Origin of the sequence: Leclercia tamurae, from assembly GCF_025566055.1 — a bacterium.
GTDB classification, from domain to species: Bacteria; Pseudomonadota; Gammaproteobacteria; order Enterobacterales; family Enterobacteriaceae; genus Enterobacter; species Enterobacter tamurae.
This window is the reverse complement of sequence record NZ_JAMHKS010000077.1, coordinates 17,648-32,146: the sequence shown is the minus strand read 5'-3', so window position 1 is coordinate 32,146 and position 14,499 is coordinate 17,648. Positions and strand designations below refer to the sequence as shown.

At 54.2% G+C, this 14,499-nt stretch carries 10 protein-coding genes; 7 read left to right on the top strand and 3 right to left on the bottom strand.

Annotation, left to right across the window (positions count from 1 at the left end):
* Nucleotides 1-147 precede the first annotated feature (147 nt).
* The 3 genes from pflB to ycaO all read right to left on the bottom strand — a co-directional run bounded on the left by pflB (nt 148) and on the right by ycaO (nt 5,505).
* On the bottom strand, nt 148-2,430 hold the full coding sequence (gene pflB, locus M8318_RS18135) for a formate C-acetyltransferase (protein WP_262663820.1): 2,283 nt from the start codon (nt 2,428-2,430) through the stop codon (nt 148-150).
* 51 nt (nt 2,431-2,481) lie between these two features.
* On the bottom strand, nt 2,482-3,339 hold the full coding sequence (gene focA, locus M8318_RS18130; protein WP_262663819.1) for a formate transporter FocA: 858 nt from the start codon (nt 3,337-3,339) through the stop codon (nt 2,482-2,484).
* 405 nt (nt 3,340-3,744) lie between these two features.
* A complete protein-coding gene (gene ycaO, locus M8318_RS18125; RefSeq protein WP_262663818.1) occupies nt 3,745-5,505 on the bottom strand; it encodes a 30S ribosomal protein S12 methylthiotransferase accessory factor YcaO in 1,761 nt (586 codons plus the stop codon).
* A 140-nt stretch (nt 5,506-5,645) separates the two neighbouring features.
* Between ycaO and M8318_RS18120 the strand changes: the two genes are divergently transcribed.
* From M8318_RS18120 to M8318_RS18090, 7 genes are all read left to right on the top strand, one after another.
* On the top strand, nt 5,646-6,338 hold the full coding sequence (locus M8318_RS18120; RefSeq protein ID WP_166182022.1) for a DUF421 domain-containing protein: 693 nt from the start codon (nt 5,646-5,648) through the stop codon (nt 6,336-6,338).
* Nucleotides 6,339-6,500: 162 nt separating this feature from the next.
* Complete coding sequence (serC, locus tag M8318_RS18115; RefSeq protein ID WP_262663817.1) at nt 6,501-7,589, top strand: 3-phosphoserine/phosphohydroxythreonine transaminase; 1,089 nt, start codon at nt 6,501-6,503, stop codon at nt 7,587-7,589.
* A 68-nt stretch (nt 7,590-7,657) separates the two neighbouring features.
* Nucleotides 7,658-8,941 (top strand): 3-phosphoshikimate 1-carboxyvinyltransferase, encoded by a 1,284-nt coding sequence (aroA, locus tag M8318_RS18110; RefSeq protein WP_262663816.1) that lies wholly within the window; start codon nt 7,658-7,660, stop codon nt 8,939-8,941.
* A 187-nt stretch (nt 8,942-9,128) separates the two neighbouring features.
* Nucleotides 9,129-9,812, top strand: a complete 684-nt coding sequence (cmk, locus tag M8318_RS18105) for a (d)CMP kinase (protein ID WP_032617356.1) — start codon at nt 9,129-9,131, stop codon at nt 9,810-9,812.
* Between the two features lie 111 nt (nt 9,813-9,923).
* The gene (gene rpsA, locus M8318_RS18100) at nt 9,924-11,597 is read left to right on the top strand and encodes a 30S ribosomal protein S1 (protein ID WP_100776997.1); all 1,674 of its coding nucleotides are present in this window, start codon (nt 9,924-9,926) and stop codon (nt 11,595-11,597) included.
* A 120-nt stretch (nt 11,598-11,717) separates the two neighbouring features.
* On the top strand, nt 11,718-12,005 hold the full coding sequence (gene ihfB / locus M8318_RS18095) for an integration host factor subunit beta (RefSeq protein WP_032617358.1): 288 nt from the start codon (nt 11,718-11,720) through the stop codon (nt 12,003-12,005).
* A gap of 215 nt (nt 12,006-12,220) precedes the next feature.
* Nucleotides 12,221-14,485, top strand: a complete 2,265-nt coding sequence (locus M8318_RS18090; protein ID WP_262663815.1) for a ComEC family protein — start codon at nt 12,221-12,223, stop codon at nt 14,483-14,485.
* Nucleotides 14,486-14,499: the final 14 nt, after the last annotated feature.

The window sequence follows — 14,499 nt, the reverse complement described above, 5'->3', positions numbered from 1 at the left end:
GCGGCTGTGTCGAGTCTGTTTTGGCTGTTATCCATTCATTATAGATAGCGGGCAAAAGAGACTGCGGTACGGGAGGTGTTAAAAAGGCCCCACTTGCGTGGAGCCTTTATTGTACGCGTTTTACGGCGTCATTTCAGTCAAATCCACTTACATGGACTGAGTGAAAGTACGGGTAATAACGTCTTTCTGCTGTTCTTTAGTCAGCGAGTTGAAACGTACTGCGTAGCCAGAAACACGGATGGTCAGCTGAGGATATTTCTCAGGGTGTTCCATCGCATCGAGCAGCATTTCACGGTTCATGACGTTCACGTTCAGGTGCTGACCACCTTCGATGGACGCTTCGTGGTGGAAGTAACCATCCATCAGACCCGCGAGGTTGGTTTTACGCACTTCGTCGTCTTTACCCAGCGCATTTGGCACGATAGAGAAGGTGTAAGAGATACCATCTTTCGCGTAAGCAAACGGCAGTTTAGCAACGGAGGTCAGAGAGGCAACAGCACCTTTCTGGTCACGGCCGTGCATTGGGTTAGCACCTGGTCCGAATGGTGCGCCAGCACGACGACCGTCTGGGGTGTTACCGGTTTTCTTACCATAAACTACGTTAGAGGTGATGGTCAGAACAGACTGAGTCGGGATAGCGTTACGGTAGGTGGTCAGTTTCTGAATTTTCTTCATGAAACGTTCTACCAGGTCAACCGCCATGTCATCAACGCGAGCGTCGTTGTTACCAAACTGCGGGTATTCGCCGTCGATTTCGAAGTCTACAGCCAGGCCGTCTTCGTCACGAATTGGTTTAACTTTCGCATATTTGATAGCGGACAGGGAGTCAGCAGCAACGGACAGACCTGCGATACCACATGCCATGGTGCGAACAACGTCACGGTCGTGCAGCGCCATCAGAGAGGCTTCGTAGCTGTACTTGTCGTGCATATAGTGGATGACGTTCAGTGCGGTAACGTACTGTTTAGCCAGCCAGTCCATGAAGTGATCCATACGTTCCATCACTTCGTCGAAGTTCAGCAGATCGCCTTTGATTGGTTCAGATTTAGGACCAACCTGGATTTTCAGTTTTTCATCAACGCCGCCGTTGATAGCATACAGCATGGTTTTCGCGAGGTTAGCGCGAGCACCGAAGAACTGCATTTGCTTACCAACAACCATTGGGCTTACGCAGCAAGCGATCGCATAGTCGTCGTTGTTGAAGTCAGGACGCATCAGGTCATCGTTCTCGTACTGCAGAGAAGAGGTGTCGATGGACACTTTAGCGGCAAATTTCTTGAAGTTCAGTGGCAGTTTTTCAGACCACAGAATAGTGATGTTCGGCTCCGGAGACGGCCCCATGGTGTACAGGGTGTTCAGGAAACGGAAGCTGCTTTTGGTCACCAGGGTACGGCCATCTACGCCCATACCGGCGATAGATTCAGTTGCCCAGATTGGGTCACCGGAGAACAGTTCATCATACTCAGGGGTACGCAGGAAGCGAACCATACGCAGTTTCATGACCAGGTGGTCAATCATTTCCTGTGCTTCGAGCTCGTTGATTTTGCCTGCTTTCAGGTCACGTTCGATGTAGGCATCCAGGAAGGTGGATACACGACCGAAGGACATTGCCGCACCGTTCTGAGATTTAACCGCCGCCAGGTAACCGAAGTAGGTCCACTGGATAGCTTCCTGAGCGTTGGTCGCAGGACCGGAGATGTCGTAGCCGTATTTAGCCGCCATCTCTTTGATCTGACCCAGCGCACGGTGCTGTTCGGAGATCTCTTCACGCAGACGGATAGTCGCTTCCAGGTTTACGCCATTTTCCATGTCAGACTGCAGGGACAGGAACTGTGCATATTTGTCTTTCAGCAGGAAGTCGATACCGTACAGCGCAACGCGACGGTAGTCACCGATGATACGGCCACGGCCATACGCATCTGGCAGACCGGTCAGGACGCCTGATTTACGGCAGTTCAGGATGTCTTTGGTGTAAACGTCAAACACGCCCTGGTTGTGGGTTTTGCGGTATTCGGTGAAGATTTTCTTCAGCATTGGGTCCAGCTCGCGATCGTACGCTTTGCAGGAACCTTCAACCATTTTGATACCACCGAACGGGATAATCGCACGTTTCAGTGGCGCTTCAGTTTGCAGACCAACAATCTTCTCGAGGGATTTGTTGATATAACCTGCGTCGTGAGAAGTAATGGTAGACGCGATGGAGGTGTCGAAATCAACAGGCGCGTGAGTGCGGTTTTCCTGCTTAACGCCTTCCATAACGCTGTCCCACAGGGCAGTGGTTGCGTCGGTAGCACCGGCCAGGAAGGATTCGTCACCTTCATATGGAGTGTAGTTTTTCTGGATGAAGTCACGAACGTTGACTTCATTCTGCCAATCACCTTTGGCAAAACCTTCCCATGCTGTGGCTAACTTTTCATTAAGTTCGGACATGTAACACCTACCTTCTTAAGTGGATTTTTTATTTACTGCCTGAGAAAACCATTAATGATGGTTATCGCCACGCAGGTAAATGACCCAGTATGTCAACCCAACCAGCAGACCACCGCCAATAATGTTCCCGATTGTGACTGGGATCAGGTTATCAGTAATGAAGTTCATAACGGTCAGGTGAGAGAAACTTTCCGGGCTGGAACCTACTGCGGTCCAGAACTCCGGGCTGGCAAAATCACGGATTACGATACCGAAAGGGATCATAAACATGTTTGCAATACTGTGTTCAAAGCCGCTGGCAACGAACATGGCGACTGGCAGAACCATGATCATCGCTTTGTCCATCAGGCTGCGTCCGGAGTAGCTCATCCAGACGGCCAGGCAGACCATCAGGTTGGCGAGAATGCCAAGCGCAACGGCTTCAATAAATGTGTGATGTACTTTGTGGTCAGCGGTCTGCAGGACATTAAGCCCCCACGCGCCGTTGGCGGTCATATATTCACCCGACAACCACATCAGCAGGACAAACAGCAGGCAGCCAATCAGGTTTCCGACGTAAACGTTGAGCCAGTTTTTTGCCAGTTGGCCCCAGGTAATCTTACCGCTGGCTTTCGCGACGACGATAAGCACCGTAGAGGTAAAGAGGTCAGCGCCGCAGATAACGCACAGGATCAAACCCAGTGAGAAACAGATGCCGCCGATAAGCTTGGCGATACCGAAAGGCATCCCGGCAGTACCGGTGGTGGCGGTGATATAGAAAACAAAGGCAATGGAGATGAACACCCCGGCAGTGATGGCCAGGAAGAACGTCGTCATCGGTTGTTTCGTTGCTTTATAGACACCCGCTTCTTCGGCAACTTTCGCCATGGCAGCTGGGAGTAAAAGATCAAAAGGGTTGTCAGCTTTCACACTAACTCTCTCTTTATTAAGTCGGCGACGAGATACTAACAAAGCATTATAGAAGAGAAATTGATGTAGATCATATCTCGCCTGGCTTATAGGCCCGCAAAGTGCGTGGTTTTTCGGCAAATGCGGAGTAAGTATTTGATTATCCGTATAAAAATAAATTTTAAAACTTACAAAATGATTTGATTTTTTTCTTACGACGCTCTCCCGGACAGTTAATTATAATGGAGTATTTCATATAAAAAGTAACAATAACCGTCAGTTCGCCATTATTATAGCTACCAATATTTAACCTTATTATTACAATTAAAATTTATTGCCGTAGAAATAAAAAACGGGGCAATAAAATTGCCCCGTAATATAACGTAGGCGACTGTATACGCCTACTATCTGTAATGTTATGTAACGTTATTTAGCCCAAAAAGCGCTTTTGGCCTTCTGCAATTTCTCATAGGCCTTCAGCAACGACTGGTGAGCAGGGAAGGCTTTCAGATCGCTATCCACCGCCTGCAGGCCGTGGAATGGCGCTTCGCCGCTCAGGGCCGCGCTGGCGCTCTCGACCGCTTCGGCACCGTACATGCGGGTAAAGGCGTTCAGATACTGCAGCGGCTGACGATCCTCTTCCTGGGACAGCAACAGCAGCGTCTGCAGGCAACGGTAGTAGTTCGCACGCTCTGCGCTGAATATCGAGGCGTTAAATTCGATGGTCCACTCGGTCCAGATCAGCGCCTGTTCAAGGTCGCCGCCCGCCAGTGCCAGCATCGCCTTCAGCTCACCGATACGCAGGGTGTACCAGCCGTTGTCTTTGCCTGTCGCCAGGCCCAGCAGCTCGCGCACGCGGGTAAAGTCGTCGTGGCCTTCGTCGTCCAGCTGGGTGATGAGGTTCAGATAGTCTTCTTTCTCCCACGCGCTCTCCGGCAGGGCCAGCAGGGTTTCGCGCAGGTGCGCACCCATGCTGTTATTCGCCAGCCACAGATCTTCCACCGGATAGATATCGGACATGCCCGGGACCAGAATACGGCAGGCATAGACGCTGAGGTGCTCGTAATCCGCGATGTACACTTCCTGGCCTTCGGCAGTGAAGATCGCCATCAGGGTGGCAAACTCCTCTTCCGTGGTGCCGGCGAAGCTCCAGTCAACAAACGGATAATCCGCGTCCTGCTTGAACATATCCCAGGAGATAGAGCCGCTGGAGTCGATGAAGTGCGTCTCCAGGTTGGCGTGCTCAGCCACTTCTTCGTCATCAAAGGTCGGCGGGGTGAACACGTCGAGATCTTTCAGGCTACGACCCTGCAGCAGCTCGGTGACGGTACGCTCCAGCGCTACGCCAAAGTCCGGGTGCGCGCCGAAGGAGGCGAAGCAGGTGCCGTTCGCCGGGTTGAACAGTACCACGCAGATCACCGGGTACTTACCGCCCAGGGAGCCGTCATAGGCAAAGATTGGGAAACCTTCGGCTTCCAGTTTGGCGATAGACTCCACCACGCCCGGGTAGCGGGCCAGCACGTCAGCCGGGATCTCCGGTAGGCTGATGGATTCCGCGATAATGCGGTTCTTAATATGACGCTCAAACACCTCGGACAGGCCCTGAACACGCGCTTCGTTGCGGGTGTTACCGGCGGACATGCCGTTGGAGACATACAGGTTACCGATGATGTTCATCGGAATATAGACGGTTTGCTCATCAGACTGACGGGTAAACGGCAGGGCGCAGATACCGCGATCTTCATTACCTGACTGCAGATCGATCAGCATGCTGGCGGTCAGTTGATTGTCCAGATCGTAAAACGCGCGCAGGCGATCGTCGAGGATCCCTTCCGGCAGTTCGTCGTCTTCCGTCAGCGGGAACCATTTTTCATTTGGATAGTGAACAAACGGGCCATTCGCCACGGTGTCGCCCAGCCAGAAATCGGCAAAGAAATAGTTGGTGGACAGACGCTCAAAATACTCACCCAGCGCAGAGGCCAGTGCCGCTTTTTTGGTGGCACCTTTGCCGTTGGTAAAGCACAGCGCGCACTCTTTATCGCGAATATGCACAGACCAGACGTGAGGGACCGGGTTAAGCCAGGAGGCTTCTTCGATATTAAAGCCCAGGTCGGTCAGTTTTTGCTGGAAGCGAGCGATGGAATCTTCCAGGGCGGCGTCTTTGCCGGGGATAAACGTTTGAGTCATGGCGATCACTTATATCGTACGGAAAGCGCGCAATGATACGGGTTTTACATGGCAGGCGCTATCTCCCCGGCGGTTTCGGCGAAAATAAAAGGCTGGGCTATGCTTATATTCAGTAACCTACTGTAAAGGAATATAAAAAAATGAAAGCATTCGATCTTCAACGAATGGCCTTTGATAAAGTACCCGTTGAGTTTTTAGGCGAGGTCGCGCTGCGAAGTCTCTATACCTTTGTACTGGTTTTCCTGTTCCTCAAACTTACCGGGCGGCGCGGCGTGCGTCAGATGTCGCTCTTCGAAGTGTTAATCATTCTGACGCTGGGGTCGGCGGCGGGTGACGTGGCGTTTTATGACGACGTACCGATGATCCCCGTCTTTATCGTTTTTGTCACCCTGGCGTTGCTCTACCGGCTGGTGATGTGGCTGATGTCGAAAAGTGAAAAGCTGGAAGATCTGCTTGAGGGTAAACCGGTCGCCATTGTCGAAGAGGGCAAGCTGGCCTGGGAAAAAGTTAAGCGCGCCAACATGACCGAGTTTGAGTTCTTTATGGAACTGCGGGTGAGCAGCGTCGAGCAGCTTGGGCAGGTGAAGCTGGCCATTATGGAGACCAACGGGCAGATAAGCGTCTACTTTTACGACGATGACCAGGTTAAGCCCGGGCTGTGCATATTGCCGGATGAATTTGTTGAACGTTTTATGACAATACCGGAAGTCGGCGACTATGCCTGCCGACGTTGTGGTCATGTTGAAATGCTACAGGCCGGGGCGCATCAATTATGTCCACGCTGCACGAATCCGGAATGGACGAAGGTTAGCCGGGCCAAACGCATCACCTGACAGCCATTTTGTCGGTTTTGTGACAGCCCGCTGGCAGAATGTATTGTGTGACGGCGGGCACATTTCCTGGGTCATAAGTTTTAGACATTGCGGCGCGTGTCACTGAATGATAAAACCGATATCCACAGTTATAACTTATGGCTTTTAGCGTGGTGAGGGGAAATGGCTCAGGTCTTTAATTTTAGTTCAGGTCCGGCAATGTTACCGGCGGATGTACTCAAACAGGCTCAACAGGAGCTGTGCGACTGGAACGGTCTTGGCACCTCGGTGATGGAAGTCAGCCACCGTGGTAAAGAGTTTATTCAGGTAGCAGAAGAGGCAGAAGCAGATTTTCGTTTCCTGCTAAATATCCCCTCAAATTACAAAGTATTATTCTGCCACGGCGGCGGACGCGGTCAGTTTGCGGGCATTCCGCTGAACCTTTTGGGTGACAAAACCACCGCGGACTACGTTGATGCCGGTTACTGGGCGGCCAGCGCAGTAAAAGAAGCGCACAAATATTGCTCCCCGAACGTGATCGATGCCAAAGTCACCGTCGACGGTTTACGCGCGGTGAAGCCGATGAGCGAATGGCAGCTCTCCCGGGATGCAGCCTACCTGCACTACTGCCCGAATGAAACCATCGACGGCATCGCTATCCACGAAGAGCCCAATTTTGGCGAGAACGTAGTGGTGACGGCGGACTTCTCCTCTACCATTCTCTCTGCCCCGCTGGATGTCAGCCGCTATGGCGTGATCTACGCCGGCGCGCAGAAAAACATCGGCCCGGCCGGTCTGACCCTGGTGATCGTGCGTGAAGATCTGCTGGGTAAAGCCCACAAATCCTGCCCGTCGATTCTGGATTACACCGTGCTGAACGATAACGACTCCATGTTCAACACCCCGCCGACCTTTGCCTGGTACCTCTCTGGCCTGGTCTTTAAATGGCTGCGAAACAACGGCGGCGTGGCGCAGATGGATAAGATTAACCAGCAGAAATCTGAGCTGCTGTACAGCGTGATCGACGGCAGCGATTTCTACCGCAATGACGTCGCCAAAGCTAACCGCTCCCGCATGAACATCCCGTTCCAGCTGGCCGACAGCAATCTCGATAAACTGTTCCTGGAAGAGTCCTTCGCCGCAGGTCTGCACGCGCTGAAAGGCCACCGTGTGGTGGGCGGAATGCGTGCATCTATTTATAACGCCATGCCGTTCGAAGGCGTTCAGGCCCTGACCGACTTCATGACTGACTTCGAACGTCGCCACGGTTAATTGCGCCCCTGTTTACCCCGCGGCCAGGCTGCGGGGTTTTTATTATGTTGAATTGAGAGTTAAGTTTCATGGAATCCCTGACGTTACAACCTATCGCGCGGGTAGATGGCACCATCAATCTGCCTGGTTCAAAAAGTGTCTCGAACCGCGCCTTGCTGCTGGCAGCGCTGGCCAACGGCACCACTGTTCTCACTAACCTGCTGGACAGCGATGACGTTCGCCATATGCTCAATGCGCTGAAAGCGTTGGGAGTCCACTATACCCTGTCCACCGATCGCACCCGCTGCGAAGTGACCGGCAATGCCGGGGCCCTGCACTCCGCTGAGGCGCTGGAGCTGTTCCTCGGTAATGCCGGTACGGCAATGCGTCCGCTGGCGGCGGCCCTGTGTCTCGGCAGCAACGACATCGTGCTGACCGGCGAGCCGCGCATGAAAGAGCGCCCGATTGGTCACCTGGTGGATGCGCTGCGTCAGGGCGGAGCACAGATTGAGTATCTGGAGCAGGATAACTATCCGCCGCTGCGCCTGCGCGGTGGCTTTACCGGTGGCGACGTGGCGGTGGACGGTAGCGTCTCCAGTCAGTTCCTGACCGCGCTGCTGATGACCGCACCGCTGGCGCCGCAGAACACCACGATCACCATCAAAGGTGAGCTGGTTTCCAAACCTTACATCGATATCACCCTGCACCTGATGAAGACCTTTGGCGTTGAGGTTGAAAACCACAGCTACCAGCGTTTCGTGGTACGCGGTGGGCAACAGTACCAGACGCCGGGTAACTACCTGGTGGAAGGCGATGCCTCATCGGCCTCCTACTTCCTGGCAGCGGGCGCCATTAAAGGTGGCACCGTCAAAGTGACCGGTATCGGCCGTAACAGCGTGCAGGGCGACATTCGCTTTGCCGATGTGCTGGAGAAGATGGGCGCGGTGGTCACCTGGGGCGATGACTTTATCTCCTGTACCCGCGGGGAGCTGAACGCCATCGATATGGACATGAACCATATCCCGGATGCGGCGATGACCATTGCCACGGCGGCGCTGTTTGCCAAAGGCACCACCACGATGCGCAACATCTACAACTGGCGCGTGAAAGAGACCGATCGCCTGTTCGCGATGGCCACTGAACTGCGCAAAGTGGGTGCCGAAGTTGAAGAGGGCGAGGACTACATCCGCGTGACGCCACCGGCCCAACTGCAGGCAGCGGAAATTGGCACCTATAACGATCACCGGATGGCAATGTGTTTCTCGCTGGTGGCGCTGTCGGATACGCCGGTTACCATTCTCGATCCGAAATGTACCGCGAAAACCTTCCCGGACTATTTTGATCAGCTGGCGCGTATCAGTACGCTTGCCTGACGATCCTCTGCCGCACCGCCCGATGCGGCACTTAATTACTTACACTTCATGACGCTGTCATCGTCCAATTCTTCTACACTCAGCTTCAATCATTCCGTAATTTGCACGCAAAGGTAACAGTTGTGCACGTTGATGCGTATAATGCGCGGCGTTTACACAACGGTATGCCTACTTTAAGGAGAAAAAGATGACGGCAATTGCCCCGGTTATCACCATTGACGGGCCGAGTGGTGCAGGGAAAGGTACTCTGTGCAAAGCAATGGCGGAAGCATTGCAATGGCATCTTTTAGATTCGGGCGCAATCTATCGTGTGCTGGCGCTGGCTGCTCTGCATCACCATGTTGATGTGGCTTCTGAAGAGGCGCTGGTGCCGCTGGCCGCTCATCTGGACGTGCGTTTTGTCTCCACCAACGGCAATCTGGAAGTGATTCTGGAAGGGGAAGACGTCAGCGGTGAGATCCGCACCCAGGACGTGGCGAATGCCGCCTCTCAGGTCGCTGCGTTCCCGCGCGTTCGCGAGGCGCTTTTACGCCGCCAGCGCGCCTTCCGCGATGCACCGGGCCTGATCGCCGACGGACGCGACATGGGCACCGTGGTTTTCCCGGATGCGCCGGTCAAAATTTTCCTTGACGCTTCCTCGGAAGAGCGTGCGCAGCGCCGCATGCTACAGTTGCAGGAAAAGGGCTTTAGTGTTAACTTTGAACGTCTTTTGTCCGAGATAAAAGAACGCGACGATCGCGACCGTAATCGCGCCGTTGCGCCGCTTGTTCCCGCAGATGATGCATTAGTTCTGGATTCTACCAGTTTAACTATTGAGCAAGTGATTGAAAAAGCGCTACAATATGCGCGCCAAAAACTGGCAATCGCGTAATCGCGACAGATTTAGCAGTACCCCCGCTGCAATGGATTGACGGCGGGTATGTGAAACAACCCCATCCGGCATGGAGCCAGGTGGACGTTAATATTAACCTGAAGATTAAACATGACTGAATCTTTTGCTCAACTATTTGAAGAATCCTTAAAAACAATCGAAACCCGTCCGGGTTCCATCGTTCGTGGTGTTGTTGTTGCTATCGACAAAGATATCGTACTGGTTGACGCCGGTCTGAAATCTGAGTCCGCCATTCCGGCAGAGCAGTTCAAAAACGCCCAGGGCGAGCTGGAAATCCAGGTTGGTGACGAAGTTGACGTTGCTCTGGATGCAGTAGAAGACGGCTTCGGTGAAACCCTGCTGTCCCGTGAGAAAGCTAAACGTCACGAAGCTTGGATCACGCTGGAAAAAGCTTACGAAGAAGCTGAAACTGTAGTCGGTGTTATCAACGGCAAAGTTAAAGGTGGCTTCACTGTTGAGCTGAATGGTATTCGTGCGTTCCTGCCAGGTTCACTGGTAGACGTTCGTCCAGTTCGTGACACCCTGCACCTGGAAGGCAAAGAGCTTGAGTTCAAAGTCATCAAGCTTGACCAGAAGCGTAACAACGTTGTTGTTTCCCGTCGTGCCGTTATCGAATCCGAAAACAGCGCAGAACGCGATCAGCTGCTGGAAAACCTGCAGGAAGGCATGGAAGTCAAAGGTATCGTTAAGAACCTCACTGACTACGGCGCATTCGTTGACCTGGGCGGCGTTGATGGCCTGCTGCACATCACCGACATGGCGTGGAAACGCGTTAAGCACCCAAGCGAAATCGTGAACGTGGGCGACGAAATCACTGTTAAAGTGCTGAAGTTCGACCGCGAGCGTACTCGTGTATCCCTCGGCCTGAAACAGCTGGGCGAAGATCCATGGGTTGCTATCGCTAAACGTTACCCAGAAGGTACTAAACTGACTGGTCGCGTTACCAACCTGACCGACTACGGCTGCTTCGTTGAAATCGAAGAAGGCGTTGAAGGCCTGGTGCACGTTTCCGAAATGGACTGGACCAACAAAAACATCCACCCATCCAAAGTTGTTAACGTTGGTGATGTAGTGGAAGTTATGGTTCTGGATATCGACGAAGAACGTCGTCGTATCTCCCTGGGCCTGAAGCAGTGCAAAAACAACCCATGGCAGCAGTTCGCGGAAACCCACAACAAGGGCGACCGTGTTGAAGGTAAAATCAAGTCTATCACTGACTTCGGTATCTTCATCGGCCTGGACGGCGGCATCGACGGCCTGGTTCACCTGTCTGACATCTCCTGGAACGTTGCAGGCGAAGAAGCAGTACGTGAATACAAAAAAGGCGACGAAATCGCAGCAGTTGTTCTGCAGGTTGACGCAGAGCGTGAGCGTATCTCTCTGGGCGTTAAACAGCTCGCAGAAGATCCGTTCAACAACTGGGTTGCACTGAACAAGAAAGGCGCAATCGTAAACGGTAAAGTGACTGCAGTTGACGCGAAAGGCGCAACCGTAGAACTGGCTGACGGCGTTGAAGGCTACCTGCGCGCTTCTGAAGCTTCACGTGACCGCGTTGAAGATGCAACTCTGGTTCTGAGCGTAGGCGACGACGTTGAAGCTAAATTCACCGGCGTAGACCGCAAAAACCGTGCAATCAGCCTGTCTGTTCGTGCTAAAGACGAAGCTGATGAGAAAGATGCAATCGCAACTGTTAACAAACAGGAAGATGCAGGTTTCTCTAACAACGCAATGGCTGAAGCTTTCAAAGCAGCTAAAGGCGAATAAGTTACTCGTAGAGTAACTTGACAGATTGCAGGATTCGTCCTGTAATCAATAACAAAGGGCGGCTACGGCCGCCCTTGTTTAAGCTGATTAGCTAATGGGTTTGAAGGAACCGGAGGAATCATGACCAAGTCAGAATTGATTGAAAGACTTGCCAGCCAGCAATCGCACATTCCTGCGAAAGCAGTGGAAGATGCCGTAAAAGAGATGCTGGAGCATATGGCGACCACTCTTGCACAGGGCGAGCGCATTGAAATCCGCGGTTTCGGTAGTTTTTCTCTGCACTATCGTGCTCCACGCACCGGGCGTAACCCGAAGACTGGCGACAAAGTAGAGCTGGAAGGTAAATACGTTCCGCACTTTAAGCCGGGTAAAGAACTGCGCGATCGCGCCAATATTTACGGCGACTGAGTCTGGCCTGCGGGCGAAACTGAGTCACCAAAAGAAAAGCACCTGCGGGTGCTTTTTTTGTTTCTGTTTTCCCCGATCCTGAACCAGCACCGCACGTTTTGCTGCCGGTTGCTGCAAACCGATCATTTCCCGCCAGCCTGCGCTGCAAACTCACATTTCTGCACCTGACAGACTCAACGACCCGTCGCACACTGCTCTGATACAGGGAGGTGTGAATGTGTTTGTCTGCATTAGCGACATGTCTGATCCTGGCCATCTTACCGCTGCTCTGGTTGCCCGCGCTGCCGGCGCTGCCGGTTATCCAGGCCACGATTGTTGCCGGCGTCCTGCTGGCCTTAATACGCCATCAGATTGCGCGCTATCTGGGCTTCTGGCTGCTCTTTTTTGCCTGGGGCGGGCTGGCCGCGCTGAGCGCCGTCTGGCCGATGCAGCATCTGACCACCGGTCCGCAGAAGGCTGAGGTGGAGATCCTGGCGACCGGAAGCGACACGAGCTACCAGGCCCGCATTGTCCGGCTTAACGGCAGGGCGATGCTGCCCGCACCAGGCGTCACGCTGTATGGCAACGCACTGCCACAGCCGGGCTGTGCCGGTCAACGCTGGAAGATGACCCTGGCGCTACGGCCCGTGCACGGTCAGCTCAACGACGGGGGATTTGATGCCCAGCGCTATGCGCTGGCACAGCATCAGCCGCTAACCGGGCGCTTTACTCATGCAGAAGTGATGGATGCCCGCTGCAGTTTACGCGCCCGGTATCTTGCCACGCTAACGAATACGCTCTCGTCGTATACCTGGGGGCCGGTTCTGCTGGGGCTGGGCATGGGGGAGCGACTGGCGGTGACGCCCGACATCAAAAATCTGATGCGGGAGACGGGCACGGCGCATCTGATGGCGATTTCAGGATTGCATATTGCGCTGGCGGCGTCGGTTATCTGGCTGCTGGTACGCGGCATACAATTTTTCGTTCCGGCGCGCTGGGTAGGCTGGCGCGCTCCGCTGGTGGCCGGGTTCTGCTTTGCTGCTTTTTACGCCTGGCTCACCGGATTGCAGCCTCCCGCGCTGCGCACCGTCGTCTCGCTGGGTGCGTATCTGGCGCTGCAGTTGAGCGGCCGGCTCTGGTCGCCATGGCAGATATGGCGGGTTTGCATCGCCGCCATTCTGCTGGTCGATCCGCTGGCGGTGTTATCCCATAGCCTTTTGCTGTCGGCCTTTGCGGTGGCGGTGCTGATTTTCTGGTATCAGTGGGTACCCAGGCCCCGTCTGTCCGGGCCATGGGCGATCCAGACGGTGGTTAATCTGCTGCATCTCCAGCTCGGCATGCTGTTGTTGTTGCTGCCGGTGCAGGTGATGGTCTTTCACGGGTTTAGCCTGTCATCACTGGTTGCGAACCTGGTGGCAGTACCGCTGGTGACCTTTATCTCGGTACCGCTCATTCTGCTGGGGATGTGGCTGCATCTTGGGATATGGCCGCTCGCAGAACACCAGGTCTGGACGCTGGCGGATGGCTCACTGTCGCTGCTGTTTGGCTTCCTGACCACGCTGCCTGACGGTTGGATCCCTGTCGATAAGCGCTGGCTGTGGCTGACCCTGCTGCCCTGGGGGGCCATTATCGCCTGGCGGATGCGCGGCACACGAACCTGGCCGGCGGTCTGTGTGTCGGCACTGGTGCTGGCAGCCAGTCCGTTATGGCGGGCCAACAAAACGGAAGGGTGGGCGGTGCATATGCTGGATGTCGGGCAGGGGCTGGCAGTGGTAATCGAGCGGCAGGGGAAAGCGATTTTATATGACACCGGGCCTGCATGGTCGGGGGGGGACAGCGCCCAACAGCTGATTATTCCCTGGCTGCGCTGGCACCACCTACGCCCGGAGGGGGTGATTGTCAGCCATGATCATCTGGACCATATTGGCGGGCTGGCGTCGCTACGTCAGGCGTGGCCGAAGATCTGGATACGCAGCCCGCTGCGCCAGGAGGGACATAGAGCCTGTTTTCGCGGTGAGCGCTGGCAGTGGCAGGGGTTGACCTTCAGCGCGCACTGGCCTCTCGCCACCGCAGCGCAGCGCGGCAACAACGGCTCCTGCGTGGTAAAAATTGAGGACGGCACCCATAGCCTGTTGTTAACGGGGGATATTGAGGCGCAGGGAGAAAAAGCGATGCTCAGTCATCACTGGCAATATCTTGCGTCTACACTTATCCAGGTGCCGCACCATGGCAGTAATACCTCTTCGTCACTCCCTCTGGTGCAGCGCGTGGGTGGGCGCATCGCCCTGGTGTCCGCATCCCGCTATAACGCGTGGCGACTGCCCTCGAACAAGGTGGCTCGCCGTTACAGAAAGGAGGGGTATCTCTGGTTAACAACGCCCCGATCTGGACAAATCACTGTGTCGTTTTCGCAACATGGCTGGCAAATCCAACGCTTACGGGATCAAATTTTACCCCGTTGGTATCATCAGTGGTTTGGCGCGCCCGGAGATAACGGGTAGAATATGCGGCTATT

Bases quoted from the DNA above. Each gene is read 5' to 3' on its own strand.
- ycaO (WP_262663818.1), bottom strand. From the start codon at position 5,505: ATGACTCAAACGTTTATCCCCGGCAAAGACGCCGCCCTGGAAGATTCC.
- M8318_RS18120 (WP_166182022.1), top strand. From the start codon at position 5,646: ATGAAAGCATTCGATCTTCAACGAATGGCCTTTGATAAAGTACCCGTT.
- rpsA (WP_100776997.1), top strand. From the start codon at position 9,924: ATGACTGAATCTTTTGCTCAACTATTTGAAGAATCCTTAAAAACAATC.
- pflB (WP_262663820.1), bottom strand. From the start codon at position 2,430: ATGTCCGAACTTAATGAAAAGTTAGCCACAGCATGGGAAGGTTTTGCC.
- aroA (WP_262663816.1), top strand. From the start codon at position 7,658: ATGGAATCCCTGACGTTACAACCTATCGCGCGGGTAGATGGCACCATC.
- ihfB (WP_032617358.1), top strand. From the start codon at position 11,718: ATGACCAAGTCAGAATTGATTGAAAGACTTGCCAGCCAGCAATCGCAC.
- serC (WP_262663817.1), top strand. From the start codon at position 6,501: ATGGCTCAGGTCTTTAATTTTAGTTCAGGTCCGGCAATGTTACCGGCG.
- cmk (WP_032617356.1), top strand. From the start codon at position 9,129: ATGACGGCAATTGCCCCGGTTATCACCATTGACGGGCCGAGTGGTGCA.
- M8318_RS18090 (WP_262663815.1), top strand. From the start codon at position 12,221: ATGTGTTTGTCTGCATTAGCGACATGTCTGATCCTGGCCATCTTACCG.